This window comes from Mycolicibacterium mageritense, assembly GCF_010727475.1.
GTDB classification, from domain to species: Bacteria; Actinomycetota; Actinomycetes; order Mycobacteriales; family Mycobacteriaceae; genus Mycobacterium; species Mycobacterium mageritense.
Genome location: NZ_AP022567.1, coordinates 1,358,485 through 1,379,126 on the forward strand (window position 1 = coordinate 1,358,485; position 20,642 = coordinate 1,379,126).

The following is a 20,642-nucleotide window of genomic DNA, read 5'->3' on the forward strand; positions in this document are numbered from 1 at the left end:
CGCACACAAGTCACTGGGGCAGGCGGGCTCCGGTCACGGCATCGAAGAGGTGTTCGCGCCCCGAGCGGACGCGTACACGCACCGGATTGCCTGCTGCCGCAGCACCCTGCCAGCCCGCCACCACCGATGCCTCCACCACCGCGGTGAGCCGGCGCGCCCCGACCTTCACGATCACCACATAACGCGGGCCGAGCAGCTCGACCAGCTCAACCCGCCCCTCGCCGTCAGCCGCTGGTTCCACGATCAGATCCTCAGGCCGTACACCGAACGTCACCGGGCCGCTGACTCCGGGCGGTGCCGGCCAGGCCACCCCGTCGGCCTCGAACACACCGTCACAGACGGTGCCGTCGACGAGATTCGTGCTGGGCGAGCCGATGAACCCGGCGACGAAGGTGTTCGCCGGGGTGCGGTAGAGCTCCTCGGGAGTGCCGCGCTGCGCGATACGGCCTGCGTTGAGCACCACCAGCTGATCGGCGATGGTCATCGCCTCCTCTTGATCGTGCGTCACGTAGAGCGCGGTGATGCCGAGCTCCTGCTGCAGTCGCCGGATTTCGGAGCGCAGCTCGACGCGCAGCTTGGCATCCAGATTGCTCAGCGGCTCGTCGAACAGGAACACCGACGGGGTGCGCACGAGCGCGCGGGCAATGGCCACCCGCTGCTGCTGGCCCCCGGAGAGCTGGCGGGGTTTGCGGTCCAGCAGGTCTTCGATGCCGACCCGGGCCGCGGCCGCCCGGGCCCGTTGCACCGCCTCGCCCTTACCGACGCCGGCATTGCGCAACGGGAACGCGATATTGCCCGCGACGCTCAAATGCGGATATAGCGCGTAGTTCTGGAACACCATCGCCACATCGCGCTCCCGCGGTGTTGCCGCGGTGACGTCATGCCCACCGATGTGCACCCGTCCGCCGTCGGCAGTCTCAAGCCCGGCCGCGATGCGCAACGTCGTGGACTTGCCGCAGCCCGAAGGCCCCACCAACACGGTCAACGACCCGTCCGGCAGGGTCAGATCCAGCCCGTCGACCACGGTAGCCGTACCGTATGTCTTCGTGATGGCTTGCAGTTCAACGCCACTCACTTGGTTGCTCCCGCGGTCAGCCCGCCCACCAGAAACCGCTGCGCGACCAGCGCCAGCACGTAGACCGGCAGGATGCCCAGCAGCCCGGCTGCCGCCTGCTGACCGAACTGCACGTTGCGGTCCCCCTGGAACAGTGACAAACCGACGGTCAACGTCTGACTCTCCTTTGTGACTGCGAGATACACGGCAAACAGAAAATCGTTGTAGCTCAAGAAGAAAACGACCAGCAGCGCGGCGATGATCCCCGGCCACAACAGCGGCAGCACCGCTTTGCGGAACGCGCCTGCCACCGTGAGCCCGTCGATCACGGCCGCCTCGTCGATCTCGACGGGTATGCGGCGCACGAAACCGTCGAGCAGCCAGGCCGCCACAGGCACGTTCGCCACCCCGTTGACGACAATCAACCCGAGCACATTATTGGTCAGGCCGACATCGCGCAGCAGGAAGAACAGCGGGATGATCGCGACGATCGGCGGGGCGCAGTAGGCGGCCAGCAGCGCGGTCAGCAGTCGCTCGCCGCCGAGCCGGCGCGCGGTGAAATACGCTGCCGGCGTGGCGATCAGCACGGCCAGCACCGCTGCCCCGACGGCTGAGACCCACGAGTTCCGCAGCATGGTGCCCAGCGCGATCGTGTCGAACACCGACACGAAGTTCCGCCACGTCCACTGCGTCGGCAGCAGGCTGGAGTTCAGCACATCGCCGGGCGGGCGCACCGACAGCGAGACCAGATACCCGATCGGCACGAGCGCGACGACGAGCGCGGCGGCCAGTCCCGTCCAGACCAACCAGCGGGCTCTCATGACTGCTCGGCTTTCACCACGTGTGCCCTCACCTTGGTGAGCACTGTCGCCACCACCCCGACGACGAACGCGAACACGAGCGTTTGCGCTGCGGCGGTGCCCATGTCGAAACTGCCGCGCAGACCTGTCTGATAGATGACGTAGGGGGCCAGCGACGTGGCGAAACCCGGTCCGCCTGAGGTGATCACGACGATCAGGTCAAAGACCCTGTAGCCGATCACCAATTGCAGCACCAGCACCGCAAGTGCGGTCGGCGCGATCGCAGGCCACGTCACGGTCGTGAAGCTGCGCCATGGTCCGGCGCCGTCGATCCGAGCGGACTCGACCAGTTCCTGCCGCACCACCCCGAGAGCGGCGAACAGGATGAGCACGGCGAACGGGGTCCATTGCCAGACGTGGATGATCAGCAGCACGGCGAACGCTCCCGTGCCCGAGCCCAGCGGATTGAACCCACCCAGTCCGACCGCGGCGAAAACATCGGCCAGACCGCCGCCTACCGGTGCGAGCAACAGTTTCCACGACACACCGATCAGCACGGGTGCTGTCACCAGCGGCAGCAGTAACAACACTCCGACCGCACCGAAGCGAGTTCCCCGGCTCCGCAGCAACAGCGCCAGCGCCAGACCGACGCCGGTGGTCAGCACGGTGGCGGTACCGGCGAACAAGGTCGAGCGCCCCAGCGACGGGGCGAAAGCCGGTGCAGCGAAAGCGCTCTGGAAGTTGTCGGCGCCGCTGAACGTGCGCAGTGGGTGGGCCAATGACGAGTCGGTGAGCGCCAGCGCGACCAGATACGCGGTCGGGTAGACCAGGAACACCACCAGTCCGGCGATGGCGGGAAGGGCCAGCCAGAGCGGGACGCGTCGCGTCATGTCGCGGCGCTCTCCCAGCTCTTCTGTGCGTTCTCCAGGGATTGTTCCACGGTCTGGGTACCCGTGATGGCGAGCGCGAGCTGGTCGACCAGATCCTGCAACAGTTTCGGGGCACCCTTCGCCTTGGGCCAGACCAGTGGATCGCCGCCAAGGCCTTCCCGGATGGGTGCGATGGCCTTGGTGACGACCTTGGCGTATCCGTCCGAGTTGAGCACGTCGCCGCGCACCGGGTCGATACCGGCGCCGGCCGTCGAGGACACCTTGAGGTTCTGCGGGGTGGCGGTCGCCCAGTTGAGGAACGCCGCCGCGGCGTCCTGATGCTTGGAGGCCGTCGAGATGCCGAGCCCGAAACCGGCGTCCAGCGCGGCCCGCGGTGTGGTGTTGGAGCCGCCCACCGGCAGCGATACCGCACCCCACCGGCCGGCGATCTTGGAGGCCGACGGATCTTCGGCGCGCAGCGCCATATCGGTCCAGGTGTCCAGGAGTGCGCCCTGTCCGGTGAGGAAGGCGGTGTTGGCCTGGTCGAAGCCGATCTGCAACGGGGTGGGCAGCGCCACCGGCGCGACGTCGACGAGGTGCTTGAGCGCGGCGATCGACGCATCCGAGGTCAGCGTGGGTTTCCCGCTGCCGTCGACCAATTCGCCGCCGTAACCGGTGAGTCGGTTGATGTAGGAGCAGCCGAGGATCATCGGAACCTGCTGACCGGACACGATGGCGCCGTACGCCGCACCGCGCGAGTCCTTGGTGATCTTGGCGGCGATCGTGTCGTAGTCGTCCCAGGTTCTGGGTGGTTCGAGCTTGTGCCGTTCCAGCAGTTCGGCGTTGTAGAACAAGATGTGTACGTCACCGTCGTAGGGCAGGCCGTATCGCTTGCCGTCCAGCAGCGTATAGGGGTCGTAAATGGACTTCAGGTAGCCGTCCACCCCGATCGCGGACTTGTTCGTGTCGATCCAGTCCGAGAGATCCACCAGAGCGCCCGCATCGACGAGGTCGCCGAGACCGAAGTAGAAGTAGTCGAACACGTCGAATTCGCCTGTCCCGCTCTGCACATCGAGGATCTGCTTGCTGGTCAGCTGGTCATACGGTGCCGCCGTGACCTCGAGCGTGCCGCCGGTCGCCTGCTGCCACGCCGGTGCCAGCACATCGCGGAAGGACGTCACGTGCGGTTGGTTGACCAGCAACTTGACTGTCACGCCGTCGAATTTGCCGGACACCGCCGTATTCGAAGCCAATGCGTTACCGCCGCCGGATGAGCCACAGGCGGCCAGGTCTGGGCCTAGAAGTGCCGCTCCTCCGGCGAGTCCGAACAGTTGCAACGCACGACGGCGCGAGAGAGCGGAAGACATCACGCGGCATGACAGTAGGAAAAAGACCGGGATCCGCACGAGGGAAAAACTCACGGCGATCTTGAGCAACCGACCGGGCCCCGGAATCTTCGGCGGTTGACACCCCAACCGGCCATGCCGACGGCGCCCGTCGAACTACCGCTGGTAGTGCGGAGCCTGCCTGCCGTTGCGCGCGGGCGGCGGCATGCGGCGGATCGAGTCGGAACGGCCGGGTTCCTGACGCTGCTGGATGTACCGGTTGACGTCGTTGCGTCCCGGCGGCGCGTCCGCGCGTCCGGGCGGTAGCTCGCGACGACCGGCCGGGGCGGCTGCCAGCGGACGGCTCGGCGAACCCGCGCGGCGCGCCAGCGCGGCCTGGCTGGCCGGACCGCCGGGAGCACCGTTCTGCGGGACTGGCGGCAGCACGCGCAGCAGGTCGTTGAACTGCCGCACGGTGCGCAGCCCTTCGTCCCACTGGGCCCGTGTGCTCGTGACCGGCATGCTGACCAGCGTCCAGTTCTGCTCGTTCCACATGATCTCGGCACAGTCCGGCGCAGTGTGCGCGAACGTCACCATGCGGCGGTCACACGCACGGCGCGCGGCATCGAGGTTGGTGGAGTACACCATCCGCGGGCCGATCGCACCGAGCAGCCAGACATCGTTCTCGCGCGGCTCCTTGATGCCCTTGAGCCGGAGGTCGACGACGACGTTCGTGCCGACCTTGCGGTGCAGCGCGATCACGGTTGCGACCTCGTCGATGTCGAAGATGAACACCGCCTCGCCACGAATCTGGCCGAGCACGACGTTCTTGGCCGTGACGTCGCCGACAGTCGACATGACCCCGCGCTTCCAGCGCTTGAGGATCTCGTCCGACTCGTGCTCGTAGTCGAAGCCGTGCGACTTCGCCCACGATTTGCGGCGCCGTCCCAACCCACGCCGACGATCAATGTCGACATACAGCAGCACCGCCGCACCCACGAAACAGAGTGCGGACAGCGTGAACCAGAGCGGGACCATCGGGCATAGCCTACTTGTTAGTAGGCCGGTTGCTCGAACTCTATGAGGTCACAACCCGATTACTTGCGGTTTCTCTGATGCCGAATGGCCACTTGTTGCACAGGTTCACCAAAAAACCGTGCAGCAAGTGGCCACTCGAACGGCGAATCAACCCAGGACGAGGCTTTCGCCGTCCGCACTGACATTGACCGGCACCACGTCGCCGTCGTGCACCTCACCGGCCAGCAGCATCTTGGCGAGCTGGTCACCGATGGCCTGCTGCACCAGGCGGCGCAGCGGACGGGCCCCGTAGAGCGGGTCGAACCCGCGATGGGCGAGCCACTGCTTGGCCGGCAGCGACACCTCGAGCGTGAGCCTGCGCTGCGCGAGCCGCTTCTGCAGCTGCTGCAGCTGGATGTCGACGATGGACACCAGCTCGCCGGGTTCGAGGCCGTGGAAGATGATCACGTCGTCGAGCCGGTTGATGAACTCGGGCTTGAACGCGGCCCGCACCGCCGCCATCACCTGCTCCTCGGTGCCGCCGGCACCCAGGTTGGAGGTCAGGATCAGGATCGTGTTGCGGAAGTCGACCGTGCGGCCCTGACCGTCGGTCAACCGTCCCTCGTCGAGCACCTGCAGGAGCACGTCGAACACGTCCGGGTGGGCCTTCTCGATCTCGTCGAACAGCACCACGGTGTACGGACGCCGCCGCACCGCCTCGGTCAACTGACCACCCTGGTCGTAGCCGATGTAGCCCGGAGGCGCACCGACCAGGCGAGCCACCGAGTGCTTCTCGCCGTACTCGCTCATGTCGATGCGGACCATGGCGCGCTCGTCGTCGAAGAGGAACTCCGCCAACGCCTTGGCCAGCTCGGTCTTACCGACACCGGTCGGGCCCAGGAACATGAACGAGCCCGTGGGCCGGTTGGGGTCGGCAACACCGGCGCGTGACCGGCGCACGGCATCCGACACCGCGGTCACCGCGGCCTTCTGGCCGATGACGCGCTTGCCGAGCTCCTCTTCCATACGCAGCAGCTTGGCGGTCTCGCCCTCGAGCATGCGGCCGGCCGGGATACCGGTCCACGCCTCGACCACCTCGGCGATGTCGTCGGGGCCGACCTCTTCCTTGAGCATCACGTTTTCGCGGGCCTCGGCCACCGGCAGCGCGGCGTCGAGCTTCTTCTCGACCTCCGGAATCCGCCCGTAGCGCAGCTCGGCCGCCTTGGCCAGGTCGCCGTCGCGCTCGGCCCGGTCGGCCTCGCCGCGCAACGTGTCCAGCTGCTCCTTGAGCTCACGGACCACGTCGATGGCACCCTTCTCGTTCTGCCAACGGGTGGTGAGTTCTGCCAGTTTCTCTTTGTAGTCGGCCAGCTCGCCGCGCAGCTTCTCCAGCCGCTCCTTCGACGCGTCGTCCTCTTCTTTGGACAGCGCCATCTCTTCGATCTCGAGACGACGGACCAGCCGCTCGACCTCGTCGATCTCGACGGGCCGCGAGTCGATCTCCATGCGCAGCCGCGACGCGGCCTCGTCGACCAGGTCGATGGCCTTGTCCGGCAGGAATCGCGCGGTGATGTAGCGGTCGGACAGCGTGGCCGCCGCGACCAGCGCGGAGTCGGTGATGCGCACACCGTGGTGCACCTCGTAGCGGTCCTTGAGGCCACGCAGGATGCCGACGGTGTCCTCGACCGAGGGCTCGCCGACGAGCACCTGCTGGAAGCGCCGCTCCAGCGCGGCGTCCTTCTCGATGTACTTGCGGTACTCGTCGAGCGTGGTCGCGCCGACCAGGCGCAGCTCGCCGCGGGCCAGCATGGGCTTGATCATGTTGCCCGCGTCCATCGCGGATTCGCCGGTGGCACCGGCGCCGACGATGGTGTGCAGTTCGTCGATGAAGGTGATGACCTGCCCGGCCGAGTTCTTGATGTCGTCGAGGACGGCCTTGAGCCGTTCCTCGAACTCACCGCGGTACTTGGCTCCGGCCACCATCGAGCCCAGGTCCAGGCTGATGACGGTCTTGTCGCGCAGACTTTCCGGCACGTCACCGGCCACGATGCGCTGCGCCAGGCCCTCGACGATCGCGGTCTTGCCGACACCGGGCTCACCAATAAGCACCGGGTTGTTCTTGGTCCGCCTCGACAGCACCTGCACGACACGGCGGATCTCGTTGTCACGTCCGATGACGGGATCGAGCTTGCCTTCGCGGGCGCGCGCGGTCAGGTCGGTCGAGTACTTCTCCAGCGCCTGATAGCTGCCCTCGGGATCGGGGCTGGTGACGCGGGCGCTGCCGCGCACCTTGACGAAGGCCTCGCGCAGGGCCTGCGGCGAGGCGCCGTGGCCCGTGAGCAGCTTGGCGACCTCGGAGTCGCCCGTGGCCAGGCCGACCATGAGGTGCTCGGTGGAGACGTATTCGTCGTCCATCTCGGTAGCGAGTTGCTGTGCCGTGGTGATCGCGGCGAGCGATTCGCGGCTCAACTGCGGTTGGCTGCTGGCGCCGCTCGCGCTGGGCAGCTGGTCGAGAAGTCGCTGCGTTTCGGTGCGAATGGTCGCGGGGTCAACGCCGACGGCCTCCAACAGGGGTGCGGCAATGCCATCATTCTGGGTGAGCAGTGCCATCAATAGGTGCGCGGGCCGGATCTCCGGGTTGCCTGCGGAGCTGGCCGCCTGCAACGCTGAGGTCAGCGCCGCCTGAGTCTTGGTCGTCGGGTTGAACGAGTCCACGACACCTCCCTTTTCTGATAGAGAAAATGCTTGTCGCGATGTACAACGTAGTCAAGGTTGAGTCTGTTCCGCTCAAGTCTGGAAATTTTTCGGAGGCAGACTCGACTGCGTGCACATCGCTGTAGTTGCCGCCTCCGCACCCAGTCACATGTACCCACATCTGGCCGTCGTCCACGAGCTGGTGCGCCGCGGCCACCGGGTCAGCTACCTGGTCGGGGCCCATATGTCATGGCTGGTTCGCCCGACCGGCGCCGACATCGTGGAATGCACGTCGGTGCTGCCCGGCGCCCCGGGAGCGCCCGAAAGTTGGGGTGACGAGAACGATCCGGTAACCGGCATGCGGATGTTCCTCGACGAGGCCGTCCACGTCCTGCCGCAACTTCACGCCGCGCTGGACCACGACCGGCCCGACCTCGTGCTCTACGACATCGGCGGCATGGCCGGTCCGGTGGCCGCCGAACGGTGGGGCGTGCCGTGTGCACAGCTGTCCCCGAGTGAGGTCGCGTGGGAGGGCTACCACGACGACATGGCCGATGTCCTGGATCCGATCCTCAACAGTCCGAGCGGCCTGGCGTACCGGCAGACATTCGAAGAGTGGCTGGCGGACTCCGGGACGGGGCTGACGTTCGACGAGGTCACCGGCGCACCTCGGCGTTGCCTGGCCCTGCTGCCGCGCGTGATGCAGCGGCATGCCGACCGGGTCGGTGACCGCTACCGGTTCGTCGGGCCGTGCATCGACCCGCGCCGCGAGGATCCGCGCGACTGGACCGAGCCGCCCGGCGACGGCCCGCTCGCGCTGCTGGCCTTCGGCACCGCCTACACGCACCGCGCCGACGTCTATCGCAACGTCATTGCCGCACTCGACGGTCTGGGTTGGCGGCTCGTGATGGCGACCGGGCGCGCGCCGGTCGCGGAACTGTGCCCGGTGCCCGCGTGGGTTCAGTTGCGCGACAAGGTTCCCCAGCCCGCGGTCTTGCGGGTTGCCGACGGCTTCGTCACGCATGCGGGCATGGGTTCGTGCGCCGAAGGTCTCTGGTACGGCGTGCCCATGGTGGCCGTTCCGCAGGCCGTCGACCAACCCGCCAATGCCGCCCGGCTGGAACACATCGGCGTCGGTCGCCACCTGAAGGCACACTTGCCGACCCCCGTCGAAATCCGGGACGCACTGCTCGCGGTCACATCGGACCCGCAAGTCAGGTTGCGGGTCAACGCCGTTTGGGACGAGATCCATGCCGGCGGCGGGCCCGCACACGCCGCCGATGCCGTCGAGGACGTCGCGACCGGTCGTTGGTAATCCGCGCAGGTTCCTGCCGATTCAGGACCAGCGGGACTACGGTCTACCCATGTCCGAATCCGGGGATTTCGAATTCGAGCGGAAGTTCTTCGTCCGCGAGTTGCCCGCCGTGGCGGCGTCGGATCCCACCCCGGCCCTGATCGTCCAGGCATACCTGTTCGCATCGGACGGATACGCGGTCCGTATCCGGGTCCAGGGGCCCTCCCCCGCCGACCTGGACCGGACGCCCGGGGCCCTCGTCGAGGCGTTGGGCGACGAGTCGATCGGGACCATGACCGCCAAGGGCCCCGCGGTCGGCGGCACGCGCTATGAAGCCGAACGCGATCTCGACCCGGTGGTGGCGGGCCAGATCGTGCGCCGGGCCGAGCATGTGGTCGCCAAGGTCCGATATTCGGCGTGGCTGGGCGAGGACGGCTGGGTCATCGACCGGTTCCTCGGGGGAAACGCCCCGCTGATCCTCTCCGAGGTCGAACGCGGTGGACCCGTCGTCGACCTGGCGATACCCGCGTTCTGCGTCACCGAGGTGTCCGACGACGAGCGCTTCCGCAACGAATACCTCGCGCACCGGCCGTTCGGCGCCTGGGCCGACGCGTACCTGCACGAGCTCGACGCGACCGGTCCGGCCTTCATCGAAACCTTGGGCCGCAACCAGTTCGACGGCACCTGACCCGCGCGCCCGTCGACCAGTCGCTGCTACCTTCTGCCGTACAACATCCAGCGAGAGGGCGCACAAGATGACGGGCAGTTGGGGATCGGTGCTCACCGAACTCATCCCGCTGGCACTCGTGGTGGCGCTGTCACCGCTGTCGATCATCCCGGCGGTGCTCGTGTTGCACACGCCCCGGCCACGCCCGACCGGGCTGGCGTTCCTGGCCGGTTGGCTGATCGGCCTGGCCGCGCTGACCCTGATCTTCGTCGAGGTGTCCAATCTGCTGGGCGGACTGGACAAGCCGCCCGCCTGGGCGTCGTGGCTGCGCATCGTGCTCGGCGTGGCCCTGATCGTGTTCGGCATCTACCGATGGCTCATGCGCGCCAAGTCCGAGCACAGCCCCAAGTGGATGCAGAGCCTGAGCAAGCTCACGCCCGTGCGGGCCGGCGCGGCAGGCGCCGCGCTCACCGTGGTCAACCCCAAGGTGCTGTTCATCTGCGCCGCAGCGGGTTTGGCCATCGGCACGGCAGGGTTGGGCGAGACGCGCGTGTGGCCCGCGGTGGTGTATTTCGTGGTGTTCGCGGGTTCTACCGTGGCGCTGCCGATCCTGGCGTACGCGGCTTCCGGCGAGCGGCTCGATCCGGCGCTCGCGCGACTCAAGGACTGGATGGAGCGCAACCACGCCGTGCTGGTGGCGGGCATTCTCGTGGTGATCGGACTTCTGGTGCTGTACAAGGGCATTCACGCGCTATAGCTCGGGCAGGCCCAACTCGTCCGCGTCGGCGGTGAGATAGCGCGTCACGGTCGGCGCGATCAGTCGCACGACGTCGTCGCCCGGCAACGTCGCCAGCGGCGGCACCTCCATGACGTAGCGCAGCATCGCGGTGCCGACGAGGTTGGCGGCCGCGAGCATCGCGCGGAGCTTGGCCTGCTCACCGCCGCCGAGTACACCTGACACCGCGGCCAGCACGTAATCCTGCATGAAGTCGCGGAAAGCTTGATGCGCATCGGAATTCGAGGTGGCCGATTGCAGCATCGCGCGCATGCTGGCACCTGTCTCGGGTGATTCCCAGATGCGCAGGTAGGCCCGCACCATCCGGTCGCCGACCTCCTCGGCGGGTCCCGTCAACGCCGCGACCAGCATGCTCGGGTCGAGGATGAGCCGCAGCGACTCCCGAAACAGGTCCGCCTTGGACCCGAACAGGTACAGCACCATCGACGGATCCACGTGGGCGTCCCTGGCGATCGCACGCAGCGTCGTCTTTTCGTAGCCCTCGGCGGCGAACCGCTGCTTGGCGGCCGCCAGGACGGCGTCGCGCGACACCGGGTCACCTTGCCTCCGCCCCCGCCGCTTGCTTGTTTCCGCAGGTGAAGCCATCACCCGACATTATCATTTCAATGGCTGTTGAAATTATGCCCGCACGGCGATACGCTTCCGCCACAGGCGTAATTCAACATCGGATGAAAAGGCAGACACGATGACCGCGCTCACCACCCCCACGCACCACGCCGCCCCCGCACACGAACCACCGGCCGCACTGCGCGCCACCGGCATCATCGCCGCACTCACCGTGGCGATCGCGATCGTCGCGATCGCGTTCGCCCTACCCGCCGCGCGCTCCAAGCCGCACGATGTCCCGATCGGGGCCGCCGGGCCGCAGGCCGCCAGCAGTCAGGTCGCGCAACGCCTCGAACAACAGGCCCCGGGCGCCTTCGCGGTCACCTACTACCCCGGCGAGGCCGCCCTGCGCGAAGCCATCCGTAACCGGAACGTCTACGGCGGCATAGCCTTCGGGCCCGACGGTCCGACCCTGCTGACCGCGACCGGCGCGAGCCCGGCCGTCGCGCAGCTGCTGAGCCAGGTCGGTTCGGGCATCGCCGCGCACTCGGGCATCACCCTGCACACCGAGGATCTGGCCCCGCCCACGCCCGACGATCCCCGTGGCATGGGCCTGGCGGCGTCGGCCCTGCCGATCACCCTGGCCGGGATGCTGCCGGCCGTTGCGCTGGTGTTCGTCCTCAAGCGCGAGGTCTGGACCCGGCTGATCGCGACCATCGTGTTCGCGGCGGTCGCGGGCACCACCATCGCCGCGCTGCTCTACTACGTCTTCGGCGCCGTCACCTCCAACTTCTGGGGTGTGGCCGCCGGGCTGACGCTGGGTGTGGCCGCAGCGGCGCTGCTCATGCTGGGCCTTGGATCGGTGTTCGGGAAGGCCGGGCTGGCCGTGGGTGCGCTCGTCGCCCTGCTGCTGGGCAACCCGCTGTCTGGGCTGACCGGTGCCCCGGAACTGCTGCCGGCCGGCTGGGGTCAGCTCGGTCAGCTCCTGCCCCAGGGCGCCAACGCCACGCTGCTGCGTTCGACCGCGTTCTTCGACGGGGCAGGCGCCGCGCTGGCGATCCTGGTGCTGAGTGGCTGGGTCGTCGTCGGGGTGACTCTCGTGGTGATCAGCGCTTCGCGGCACTCGGCCAGAGCACGCGCATAGAATGCAGCCGCGTGGGACTCGAAGACCGTGACGCACTGCAGACGCTGCGTGATGCGGTCGACCTCGACAACGGGTCCGACGCCCTGATCCGCGACTTCTACACGCACTGGTTCGCCACCGACCTCTCGGCGCGTGACCTGTTCCCGCCGGACATGAGCCACCAGCGCACGGTGTTCGCCCGGGCGGTCAGCTGGCTGTTCGGGGAGCTGATCGCCCAGCGCGCCGAGGAGCCGGTGGCATTTCTCGCACAACTCGGCCGCGACCATCGCAAATACGGTGTGACACAACAGCATTACGACACCATGCAGGACGCGCTGTACAGCACGTTCCAGAAGCACCTGGCGCGGGACTGGGACGACCGGCTCGCGCAGGCCGCGCACGACGCGGTCGCGCTGATGATCGGTGTGATGCGCGGGGCCGCGGATGCCGAGCAGGCCCCGGCCTACTGTGACGGCACCGTCGTGGAGCACATCAGGGCCACGCGCGACGTGTCGGTGATCCGGCTGCAGTTGGACCAGCCGCTGTTCTATCACCCCGGGCAGTACGTCAACGTCCAGGTGCCGCAATGGCCACGGCGCTGGCGTTACCTGAGCCCCGCCATCCCCGCCGACCGCTCGGGTGCCATCGAGTTTCACGTCCGCTCGGTGACCGGTGGCATGGTCAGCACCGCGATCGTCGGCGAGACCCGGCCCGGTGACCGGTGGCGGCTGTCCAGCCCGCACGGCGGCATGCACGTGGACCGCGACGGCGAAGACGTCTTGATGGTGGCGGGTAGCACCGGGCTCGCCCCACTGCGCACACTGATCATGGACATGACGCTGTACGGCGTGAACCCACGTGTCCACCTGTTCTTCGGCGGCCGCTTCCCGTGCGATCTGTACGACCTGAAAACCCTGTGGCAGATCGCTTCCACCAACCCCTGGCTTTCGGTGACGCCGGTGTCGGAGTACAGCAGCGACCCGCCGTGGGCCGCCGACTACCCCGACGTGCAACCGCCCCGCGGCCTGCATGTGCGTCAGACCGGGCGACTGCCCGAGGTGGTGACCCGCTACGGCAACTGGGGCGACCGGCAGATACTGATCTGCGGCGGCCCCGACATGGTGGAGGCGACCAAGAGCGCGTTGATCGCCAGAGGCGCGCCGGCAGAACGCATCCAGCACGATCCGCTCACCGACTGAACGGGTATCCGACGCGGCGGCCGCATGACAGACTGGCGCCATGGCCGACTTTCAACCCGTCACGCTGCATGACCCGTCGTCGTCGCTCACCGCGACGTACGTACCCGTCGCGGGCATGGTCTGCACGTCCCTGGCCGACGACGGTGTCGAGTTCCTCGGGCAGCGCCGCGGGCTGCAGGCCTACATCAGCAGCGGCAAGACCATGGGCATCCCGATCCTGTATCCGTGGGCAAACCGGTTGAGCGCCAGCAAGTACGGCATCAACGGTGCCGTGGTCACCCTGACTCCCGGGGTGGCAGGCGTGCGCACCGACGAGCACGGCGTGCCCATTCACGGTGTACTGGCCGCCAACCCGGGATGGCTCGTGATCGAACAGACCGACAACAAACTGGTCGCGGTCCTGGACTGGGGCGGCAAGCCCCGCCTGCTCGCGACGTTCCCGTTCCCGCACATCCTGACGATGTCGGTGACGCTTGCCGACCGGACGCTCACGGTCGACACCACGGTGATGCCGTCGACGGCGGCCTCGGTGCCGCTGTGTTTCGGCTACCACCCGTACCTCAAGCTGCCCGATGTGCCGCGTGAGCAATGGCAGCTGCAGACCCCCACCATGCGGCACCTGCCGGTGGACAACTGGGGCATCCCGACGGGCGAAACCGCGGAATGGCCCGGTGGCACTGAGCTTCTCAAGACCACCGAACTCGACCACGGCTTCGATCAGGTGCGCGACGGCTCGGTGTTCGCGATCTCCGGCGGCGGCCGCCGGGTCGAGGTCACGTTCAACCGGGGTTACCAGGCCGCCCAACTGTTCGCGCCAGGCAACGACGACGTCATCGGTATCGAGCCCATGGCCGCGCCGACCGACGCATTGCGGCGCGGCAACTACCCGATGGCCGTGCCGGGAAAACCGGAGACCAGCACGTTCTCGATCAAGGTCGGCTAGAGGTCCAGGATCAGCCGTCCCCCTTCGGTTTTGGCCCTGGACACACATACCAGCATCTGACCGCTCGCACGCTGCCGATCGGTCAGGAAGCGATCGCGGTGGTCCACCTCGCCGTCGAGCACGCGTTGCACGCACGTGCCGCAAAACCCTTGCCGGCACGAGTAACTCAGATTCGGCCGGACTGCCCGCAGGGCCGTGAGGGCGCTCTGCTCCCGGCCGACCCGCACCAGCTCGGCACCGCGGGCGAGCTGCATCTCGAACGGCGAGCCGTCGACCACCGGGAGCGGGGAGAACCGCTCGAAGTGCAGCTCGGCGCCGGGCGAAACACCTTGTCGGACAGCCGCGAGCATCGGCGGCGGGCCGCACACGTACACCGCGGTCCGTACGTCGACGCCGGCCAGTAGCTCGCCGACCCCAGGCACCCCGGCCGCGTCGTCGGTGTGCACCTGCACCTTGTCGCCGAACCTCGACAGCTCGTCCAGGAACGGCATGCTGTCGCGGTGTCTGCCGCAGTAACACAGCGACCATGCGAGACCGACTCGTTCGGCAACCCGCACCATCGGCAGGATCGGCGTGATCCCGATACCGCCCGCGACGAAGCGCAGCTTTTCGGCACGCGAGCCCGACCCCGGCAACGGCATCATGAAAGCGTTTCGTGGATCGCTGATCTCGATTGTCTGTCCAACAGACAGGGCGTGCACCTCGACCGATCCCCCACCGCCCGCGGGGATCCGGCGGACCGCGATCCGATACTCCCGTTCCCGGTCCGGGTCTCCGCACAACGAGTACTGCCGGGCGCGTCCCGAGGGCAGGTACACGTCGATGTGCGCGCCTGCGTGCCAGCCCGGCAGTTTCGCGCCGTCGGGCGCAACCAGGGTCAATTGCACGACGTCGGCGTCGCGTGCGATGCGCCGCCGGTCCACGATCCGCACGGGCCTGCGGTTGACGGCTGCCGCGAGCTCGGGCAGTTCCCGGTCACCGCCGAGGCGCATCACGACCGAAAGCAGATGCGGTAGGGCCGTGCCCGCGAGCCGGACCAGCAGATCCGGGCGGCCGGCCCGGTAGAGCCCTGGCGGAGGCTCGCCGGTGTAGGGGCGCAAAAGGCTCGAGGTTCGTGCGGACAAGCGCTGGGCCCGCCCGTCGGTGCGCTCAGCCATCGAACGCGCGCGCCGCGCGTGACGTGGCCAGATATGCGACCGCCTGCGCGGTGTTCCCTTCGTGGACGGGGTGATAGTCGGGCCGCAGCAACCGCAGCCCGGAACGCACGAGAAACGTCGTGGTGGGCAGCGCGCCGGTCTTGCCGGACGCGTGGATCTTCCACCACAACCGCACGTACCCGAGGTTTGGCAACGCGTCGTCCTCGTGCACCAGGAACTTCATGCCGCGCAGGATGATCGTGAAGAACGCGAAGCTCACCAGCACGCCCGCAACGGCCTGGGCCACGTAGTCCATGCCGAAGTATTTGGCCACGTGGTAGGACACGTGGCGGTGCTCGACTTCTTCGGCACCGTGCCACCGGTAGAGGTCGGCCATCGTCGGATCCGCACCCAACGCGTCCCACGTATTGTTGAGCGCCCAATGGCCGAGCACACCGGTGAAATGTTCGGCCGCGCTCAGCGCGTGCGTGCCGGAGGCGAGCGCCTTGCGCCGGTTTCGTGGCGTGGCCGCGGCGACCCGCTGGTCGTACTGGCCGGCCAGCCATTCCAGTTGCCCGAGAAACGGTGCGGGCTCGATACCGTGCCTGCGCAGGTATTCGACAAGAACCTCGTCATGGGTCTTGGCGTGCACCGCCTCCTGCCCGATGAAGCCGATGATCTCCTCACGCAGGCGCTCGTCGCGCACGTGTTCCAGGGCGTCGGACAGCAACCGGCCGAACCAGCGCTCAGCGACCGGCAGGAAGAGGTTGAGCGCGGTCGCGGCATGGGATGCATAGGGATCCCCCGGAATCCAGTGCAGCGGGGCGGTGTCCCAACGAAAATGAACATTCCGGGGCCGGAGCGCGATTTCTTCGGGAGAGACCCGATCCGCCTCTGCCCCGGCCGCAGGATCTTCGATCGCCATACGTCCCTTCTGTTGGAAGAAGGGTGCCACAGCTGAGAGTCTGCTGTGAAGCGCAACCGTCAAAGCCGTCAGAATGTAGTTGCGTAGTCACACAACGGATGCCGGCTCGACGAAGGGCGGCTAGCGACTACCGCGCCGCGGCTGCCAGACCACGACCGCCTTGGACGCGACACTCACGTCGCGGCGCTGGTTGGCGCTGAGCTGTTCGACCTGCTGGGTCAGCTCGGAGACCCGGGCCCGGAGCGCGTCGACCTGGTTGGTGAGTTCGATGATGCGTTTGATGCCCGCCAGGTTGACGCCCTCATCCTGGGAGAGCCGCTGCACCTCGCGCAGCAGATCGACGTCACGCTCCGAATAACGCCGTCCCCCACCGGAACTGCGCTGGGGAGTGACCAGGCCGAGCCGGTCGTACGTGCGCAGGGTCTGCGCATGCATACCGGCCAGCTCGGCGGCCACCGAGATCAGGAACGTGCGGGCTTCTTCTTTCCTCTTGCTCATAGGTTGCCTGCCCATCCGGCCCGTGGATCAAATCCACTGGCCCGCTCCGCTTTCGCATAAGCTTCCAGAGCCTCGGCCGCTTCCCCTTCGAGGTTCGGCGGCACCGCGACCTTGACGGTGACGAGCAGGTCACCGTGGCCGCCTGAACGCTTCGGCACGCCACGCCCACGGACCCGCAGGATGCGGCCGTCCGAGGTGCCCTTGGGCACGCGGACGCCGACCTTGCCGTCCAGCGTCGGCACGGATAGCGTTGTACCGAGCGCCAATTCGTGGAAACTGACCGGAACTGCAACGGTCAGGTCGTCACCGTCGCGGCCGAACACCTTGTCCGGACGCACGTGCACGGTGACGTAGAGATCGCCGGACGGCGCACCGCGCAGCCCGGCTTCACCCTGGCCGGCCAGCCGGATCCGCTGCCCGTCCTCGACGCCCGGTGGGATGCGGACGTTGATGGTCCGGGTCCGGGTGGTGACGCCGGTACCTTTGCACTCGTCACACGGGTGCTCGATGATCGATCCACTGCCCCGGCATTCGGTGCACGGCTCCGAGAAACCGAACGCACCCTGGTTCCGGTTGACCACACCCGAGCCGTTGCAGTTCGGGCACACCTTCGGGCTGGTGCCCGGGCGTGCGCCGCTGCCATGGCAATTGGTGCAGGGTGCGGGGCTGGTCAGCCGCAGCGGCATGGCCACCCCCTTGGTGGCCTCGAGGAACGACAGCTCGGTCTCGGTCTCCAGGTCGTTGCCCCGCCGGGGGCGGCTCGGCCGTGGTTGCGCACCACGGCCGAACAGCCCACCGAACAGGTCGCCGATGTTGGCGCCGCCGCTTTGCCCGGCGGCGTCGAACAGGTCACCGAGATTGAATTCGGCCCCGTCGGAGCCGAATCCACCACTGAAGCCGCCGCCACCCCCGCCGTTGAACCGGCGGCCGAAGCCGCCCCCGGCAAACAGCCGCCGGGTTTCGTCGTACTCCTTGCGCTTCGCGGGGTCCGACAGAACGCTGTTGGCTTCCGAGACCGCCTTGAACCGCTCGGCCGCGCCCGGATCGGGGTTGCGGTCGGGATGCAGTTCGGCGGCCAGCTTGCGGTAGGCCTTCTTTATTTCGTCGGCGCTGGCGTCAGAGGAGACGCCAAGCTCCTTGTAGAAGTCTTTCTCGACCCATTCACGCTGGGCCATACTGCGCCACCTCCTTACCTCATCTCTCTAGTTGGACTGTCTAATTGTCTGATTCTGCGGCCTGAGTGCTCGCGCCGTCCGCGCTTTCCGCCGGGTTGGTCGCGGGCTCCGCATCCGGAACGGTGTCGACGACACCGACCATGGCGTGGCGGACCACCTGATCTCCGACCTTGTAACCGCGGCGCATCACGGTCCCGACGATCGGGTGCGTGCCCTCGCCCTCGTGCTGCACGGCTTCGTGCAGCGAGGGGTCGAACTCGTCGCCCTCTTCGCCGAATGCGGAAAGCCCCAGCCCCTCAAGGGCGCCCGCGAGCTTGTCCGCGACCGACTTGAGCGGCCCGGATTCCAGATCCCCATGGCTGCGGGCCCGGTCCAGGTCGTCGAGGACACCCAGCAGCTGGGTCACCACGGCAGCCTTGCTGCGCTCGGCGATGAGCTGCTGATCGCGCAGGGCGCGCTTGCGGTAGTTGTCGTACTCGGCCTTCACGCGTTGCAGCGTGCTCTTGAGCTCGGCGACCTCGTCGCTATCGCCCGCCGTCTCCGGTGCGCCGGCCGCGGCCGGTGCCGCCCCCTCAGGGGTCGGCACCGCCTCACGGACCTCACCGGTTTCGGGATCGATGCGCCGTTTGTCGGTGATGGTCACCGGCTCGTGCGAATCGTCCTGGCTCACTTGGTCTCCCGGTCATCGTCGACTACTTCTGCATCAACCACGTTGTCGTCCGCGCTGGACGAGCCCGCGGCTGCGTCCGATCCGCCCGCGGCCTGCTCGGCCTGGGTGGCCTCGTAGATCGCCTGGCCCAGGCCCTGGCTCTCCTGGCCCAGCTTCTCCATCGCGGCCTTGATCGCGGAGATGTCGGTGCCTTCGAGCGCCTTCTTGGCGTCGGCGATCGCGGAATCGACCTTGGTCAAGGTGTCCTCGGGAACCTTCGATCCGCCCTCGGCCTCGCGCTGCTCCTTGACGAACTTCTCCGTCTGGTAGACCAGCGACTCGGCCTGGTTGCGGACGTCGGCCTCTTCGCGACGCTTGCGGTCCTCCTCGGCGTGCGCCTCGGCGTCCTTGATCATCCGGTCGATCTCCTCCTTGGACAGGCCGGAGCCTTCCTGGATCTTGATCGTGTTTTCCTTGCCGGTGCCCTTGTCCTTGGCCGTGACGTGCACGATGCCGTTGGCGTCGATGTCGAAGGTGACCTCGATCTGCGGCACGCCGCGCGGGGCCGGCGGGATGCCGGTCAGTTCGAAGGAGCCGAGCAGCTTGTTGTGCGACGCGATTTCGCGCTCACCCTGGAACACCTGGATCTGCACCGACGGCTGGTTGTCGTCGGCGGTGGTGAAGGTCTCCGACCGCTTGGTGGGGATGGTGGTGTTGCGTTCGATGAGCTTGGTCATCACACCGCCCTTGGTCTCGATACCAAGGGACAGCGGGGTGACGTCCAGCAGCAGAACGTCTTTCACCTCGCCCTTGAGCACGCCGGCCTGCAGAGCCGCGCCGACGGCGACGACCTCGTCCGGGTTCACGCCCTTGTTGGGCTCCTTGCCACCGGTCAGTTCCTTGACCAGGTCGGTCACGGCGGGCATGCGGGTGGAACCACCCACCAGCACCACGTGGTCGATCTCGGACACCGAGATGCCGGCATCCTTGATCACCGACTGGAAGGGCTGCCGCGTGCGGTCCAGCAGATCCTGGGTGATGCGCTGGAACTCGGCGCGGGTCAGCTGCTCGTCGAGGAACAGCGGGTTCTTGTCAGCGTCGACCGTGATGTAGGGCAGGTTGATCGAGGTGCTCTGCGAGCTCGAGAGTTCGATCTTGGCCTTCTCGGCGGCCTCACGCAGCCGCTGCATGGCCATCTTGTCCTTGGTCAGGTCGATGCCAGAGGTGGCCTTGAACTTGTCGACCAGCCATTCGACGATGCGGTCGTCCCAGTCGTCGCCACCGAGGTGGTTGTCACCCGAGGTGGCCCGGACCTCGACGACGCCGTCGCCGATTTCCAGCAGCGAGACGTCGAAGGTGCCGCCACCGAGGTCGAAGACCAGGATGGTCTGTTCCTTCTCGCCCTTGTCCAGGCCATAGGCCAGGGCCGCCGCGGTCGGCTCGTTGACGATGCGCAGGACGTTCATGCCCGCGATCTGGCCGGCCTCCTTGGTGGCCTGACGCTGGGCGTCGTTGAAGTATGCGGGCACGGTGATGACGGCGTCGGTGATGTCCTCACCGAGGTAGGACTCCGCATCCCGCTTGAGCTTCATGAGCACACGCGCGCTGATCTCCTGCGCGGTGTATTTCTTGCCGTCGATCTCGACGGACCAGTCGCTGCCCATGTGGCGTTTGACCGAACGGATGGTCCGGTCGACGTTGGTCACCGCCTGGTTCTTGGCGGGCTGGCCGACCAGCACCTCGCCGTTGCGCGCAAATGCGACGACGGACGGGGTGGTCCGGGAGCCCTCGGAGTTCGCGACGACGACGGGGTCGCCACCCTCCAGAACCGCGACGACGGAGTTGGTGGTCCCGAGGTCGATGCCGACCGCACGAGCCATAGTGTTGCCTCCTGATAGACATATAGGGGTCTGAGCGGACTGCGCTCAAGCC

At 67.5% G+C, this 20,642-nt stretch carries 19 protein-coding genes; 6 read left to right on the forward strand and 13 right to left on the reverse strand.

What is annotated here, in order from left to right; all coding sequences use genetic code 11:
* Window positions 1-10: 10 nt before the first annotated feature.
* From G6N67_RS06700 to clpB, 6 genes are all read right to left on the reverse strand, one after another.
* On the reverse strand, window positions 11-1,075 hold the full coding sequence (locus tag G6N67_RS06700; RefSeq protein WP_036433495.1) for an ABC transporter ATP-binding protein: 1,065 nt from the start codon (window positions 1,073-1,075) through the stop codon (window positions 11-13).
* Window positions 1,072-1,875 (reverse strand): carbohydrate ABC transporter permease, encoded by an 804-nt coding sequence (locus tag G6N67_RS06705; protein ID WP_036433494.1) that lies wholly within the window; start codon window positions 1,873-1,875, stop codon window positions 1,072-1,074. Before G6N67_RS06705 ends, G6N67_RS06700 begins: the two co-directional genes overlap by 4 nt.
* A complete protein-coding gene (locus G6N67_RS06710) occupies window positions 1,872-2,744 on the reverse strand; it encodes a carbohydrate ABC transporter permease (RefSeq protein WP_036433493.1) in 873 nt (290 codons plus the stop codon). The genes G6N67_RS06705 and G6N67_RS06710 overlap by 4 nt, the downstream gene beginning before the upstream one ends.
* Window positions 2,741-3,937, reverse strand: a complete 1,197-nt coding sequence (locus tag G6N67_RS06715; protein ID WP_230021828.1) for an ABC transporter substrate-binding protein — start codon at window positions 3,935-3,937, stop codon at window positions 2,741-2,743. Before G6N67_RS06715 ends, G6N67_RS06710 begins: the two co-directional genes overlap by 4 nt.
* Before the next feature lie 288 nt (window positions 3,938-4,225).
* A complete protein-coding gene (ttfA, locus tag G6N67_RS06720; RefSeq protein ID WP_036433492.1) occupies window positions 4,226-5,086 on the reverse strand; it encodes a trehalose monomycolate transport factor TtfA in 861 nt (286 codons plus the stop codon).
* Between the two features lie 147 nt (window positions 5,087-5,233).
* Window positions 5,234-7,780 carry an ATP-dependent chaperone ClpB gene (gene clpB, locus G6N67_RS06725; protein WP_036433491.1) on the reverse strand — a complete coding sequence of 849 codons (2,547 nt, stop codon included), beginning with the start codon at window positions 7,778-7,780 and terminating at the stop codon, window positions 5,234-5,236.
* Window positions 7,781-7,889: 109 nt separating this feature from the next.
* Between clpB and G6N67_RS06730 the strand changes: the two genes are divergently transcribed.
* The 3 genes from G6N67_RS06730 (at window position 7,890) to G6N67_RS06740 (ending at window position 10,477) form a co-directional block, all read left to right on the forward strand.
* Window positions 7,890-9,074, forward strand: a complete 1,185-nt coding sequence (locus G6N67_RS06730; RefSeq protein ID WP_036433490.1) for a macrolide family glycosyltransferase — start codon at window positions 7,890-7,892, stop codon at window positions 9,072-9,074.
* 49 nt (window positions 9,075-9,123) lie between these two features.
* The gene (locus G6N67_RS06735; RefSeq protein ID WP_036433489.1) at window positions 9,124-9,741 is read left to right on the forward strand and encodes a CYTH domain-containing protein; all 618 of its coding nucleotides are present in this window, start codon (window positions 9,124-9,126) and stop codon (window positions 9,739-9,741) included.
* Between the two features lie 67 nt (window positions 9,742-9,808).
* Window positions 9,809-10,477: a GAP family protein gene (locus G6N67_RS06740; protein ID WP_036433488.1), complete on the forward strand. Its 669-nt coding sequence runs from the start codon at window positions 9,809-9,811 to the stop codon at window positions 10,475-10,477.
* On the opposite strand, the gene G6N67_RS06745 is transcribed toward G6N67_RS06740, so the two are convergent.
* The gene (locus G6N67_RS06745; RefSeq protein ID WP_073914467.1) at window positions 10,472-11,101 is read right to left on the reverse strand and encodes a TetR/AcrR family transcriptional regulator; all 630 of its coding nucleotides are present in this window, start codon (window positions 11,099-11,101) and stop codon (window positions 10,472-10,474) included. The genes G6N67_RS06740 and G6N67_RS06745 overlap by 6 nt on opposite strands.
* Window positions 11,102-11,201: 100 nt before the next feature.
* Here G6N67_RS06745 and G6N67_RS06750 point away from each other — a divergent pair, with 100 nt between their 5' ends.
* Genes G6N67_RS06750 through G6N67_RS06760 form a run of 3 tightly spaced genes read left to right on the forward strand, consistent with a single transcriptional unit; the run spans window position 11,202 to window position 14,327 of the window.
* The gene (locus G6N67_RS06750) at window positions 11,202-12,206 is read left to right on the forward strand and encodes a membrane protein (RefSeq protein ID WP_036433486.1); all 1,005 of its coding nucleotides are present in this window, start codon (window positions 11,202-11,204) and stop codon (window positions 12,204-12,206) included.
* Between the two features lie 11 nt (window positions 12,207-12,217).
* The gene (locus tag G6N67_RS06755; protein ID WP_036433485.1) at window positions 12,218-13,384 is read left to right on the forward strand and encodes an FAD-binding oxidoreductase; all 1,167 of its coding nucleotides are present in this window, start codon (window positions 12,218-12,220) and stop codon (window positions 13,382-13,384) included.
* 40 nt (window positions 13,385-13,424) lie between these two features.
* Window positions 13,425-14,327: an aldose 1-epimerase gene (locus G6N67_RS06760; RefSeq protein ID WP_036433484.1), complete on the forward strand. Its 903-nt coding sequence runs from the start codon at window positions 13,425-13,427 to the stop codon at window positions 14,325-14,327.
* On the opposite strand, the gene G6N67_RS06765 is transcribed toward G6N67_RS06760, so the two are convergent.
* From G6N67_RS06765 to dnaK, 6 genes are all read right to left on the reverse strand, one after another.
* Window positions 14,324-15,484, reverse strand: a complete 1,161-nt coding sequence (locus G6N67_RS06765; RefSeq protein ID WP_051578771.1) for a PDR/VanB family oxidoreductase — start codon at window positions 15,482-15,484, stop codon at window positions 14,324-14,326. The genes G6N67_RS06760 and G6N67_RS06765 overlap by 4 nt on opposite strands.
* Window positions 15,477-16,418: a metal-dependent hydrolase gene (locus G6N67_RS06770; protein ID WP_235684111.1), complete on the reverse strand. Its 942-nt coding sequence runs from the start codon at window positions 16,416-16,418 to the stop codon at window positions 15,477-15,479. The genes G6N67_RS06765 and G6N67_RS06770 overlap by 8 nt, the downstream gene beginning before the upstream one ends.
* A gap of 90 nt (window positions 16,419-16,508) precedes the next feature.
* The gene (locus G6N67_RS06775; RefSeq protein ID WP_036433483.1) at window positions 16,509-16,886 is read right to left on the reverse strand and encodes a heat shock protein transcriptional repressor HspR; all 378 of its coding nucleotides are present in this window, start codon (window positions 16,884-16,886) and stop codon (window positions 16,509-16,511) included.
* Complete coding sequence (dnaJ, locus tag G6N67_RS06780; RefSeq protein WP_036433482.1) at window positions 16,883-18,061, reverse strand: molecular chaperone DnaJ; 1,179 nt, start codon at window positions 18,059-18,061, stop codon at window positions 16,883-16,885. The genes G6N67_RS06775 and dnaJ overlap by 4 nt, the downstream gene beginning before the upstream one ends.
* A 40-nt stretch (window positions 18,062-18,101) precedes the next feature.
* Window positions 18,102-18,731 (reverse strand): nucleotide exchange factor GrpE, encoded by a 630-nt coding sequence (gene grpE, locus G6N67_RS06785; protein WP_036433481.1) that lies wholly within the window; start codon window positions 18,729-18,731, stop codon window positions 18,102-18,104.
* Window positions 18,728-20,590, reverse strand: coding sequence for a molecular chaperone DnaK (dnaK, locus tag G6N67_RS06790; protein WP_036433480.1), 1,863 nt, complete (start codon window positions 20,588-20,590; stop codon window positions 18,728-18,730). Before dnaK ends, grpE begins: the two co-directional genes overlap by 4 nt.
* Window positions 20,591-20,642 lie beyond the last annotated feature (52 nt).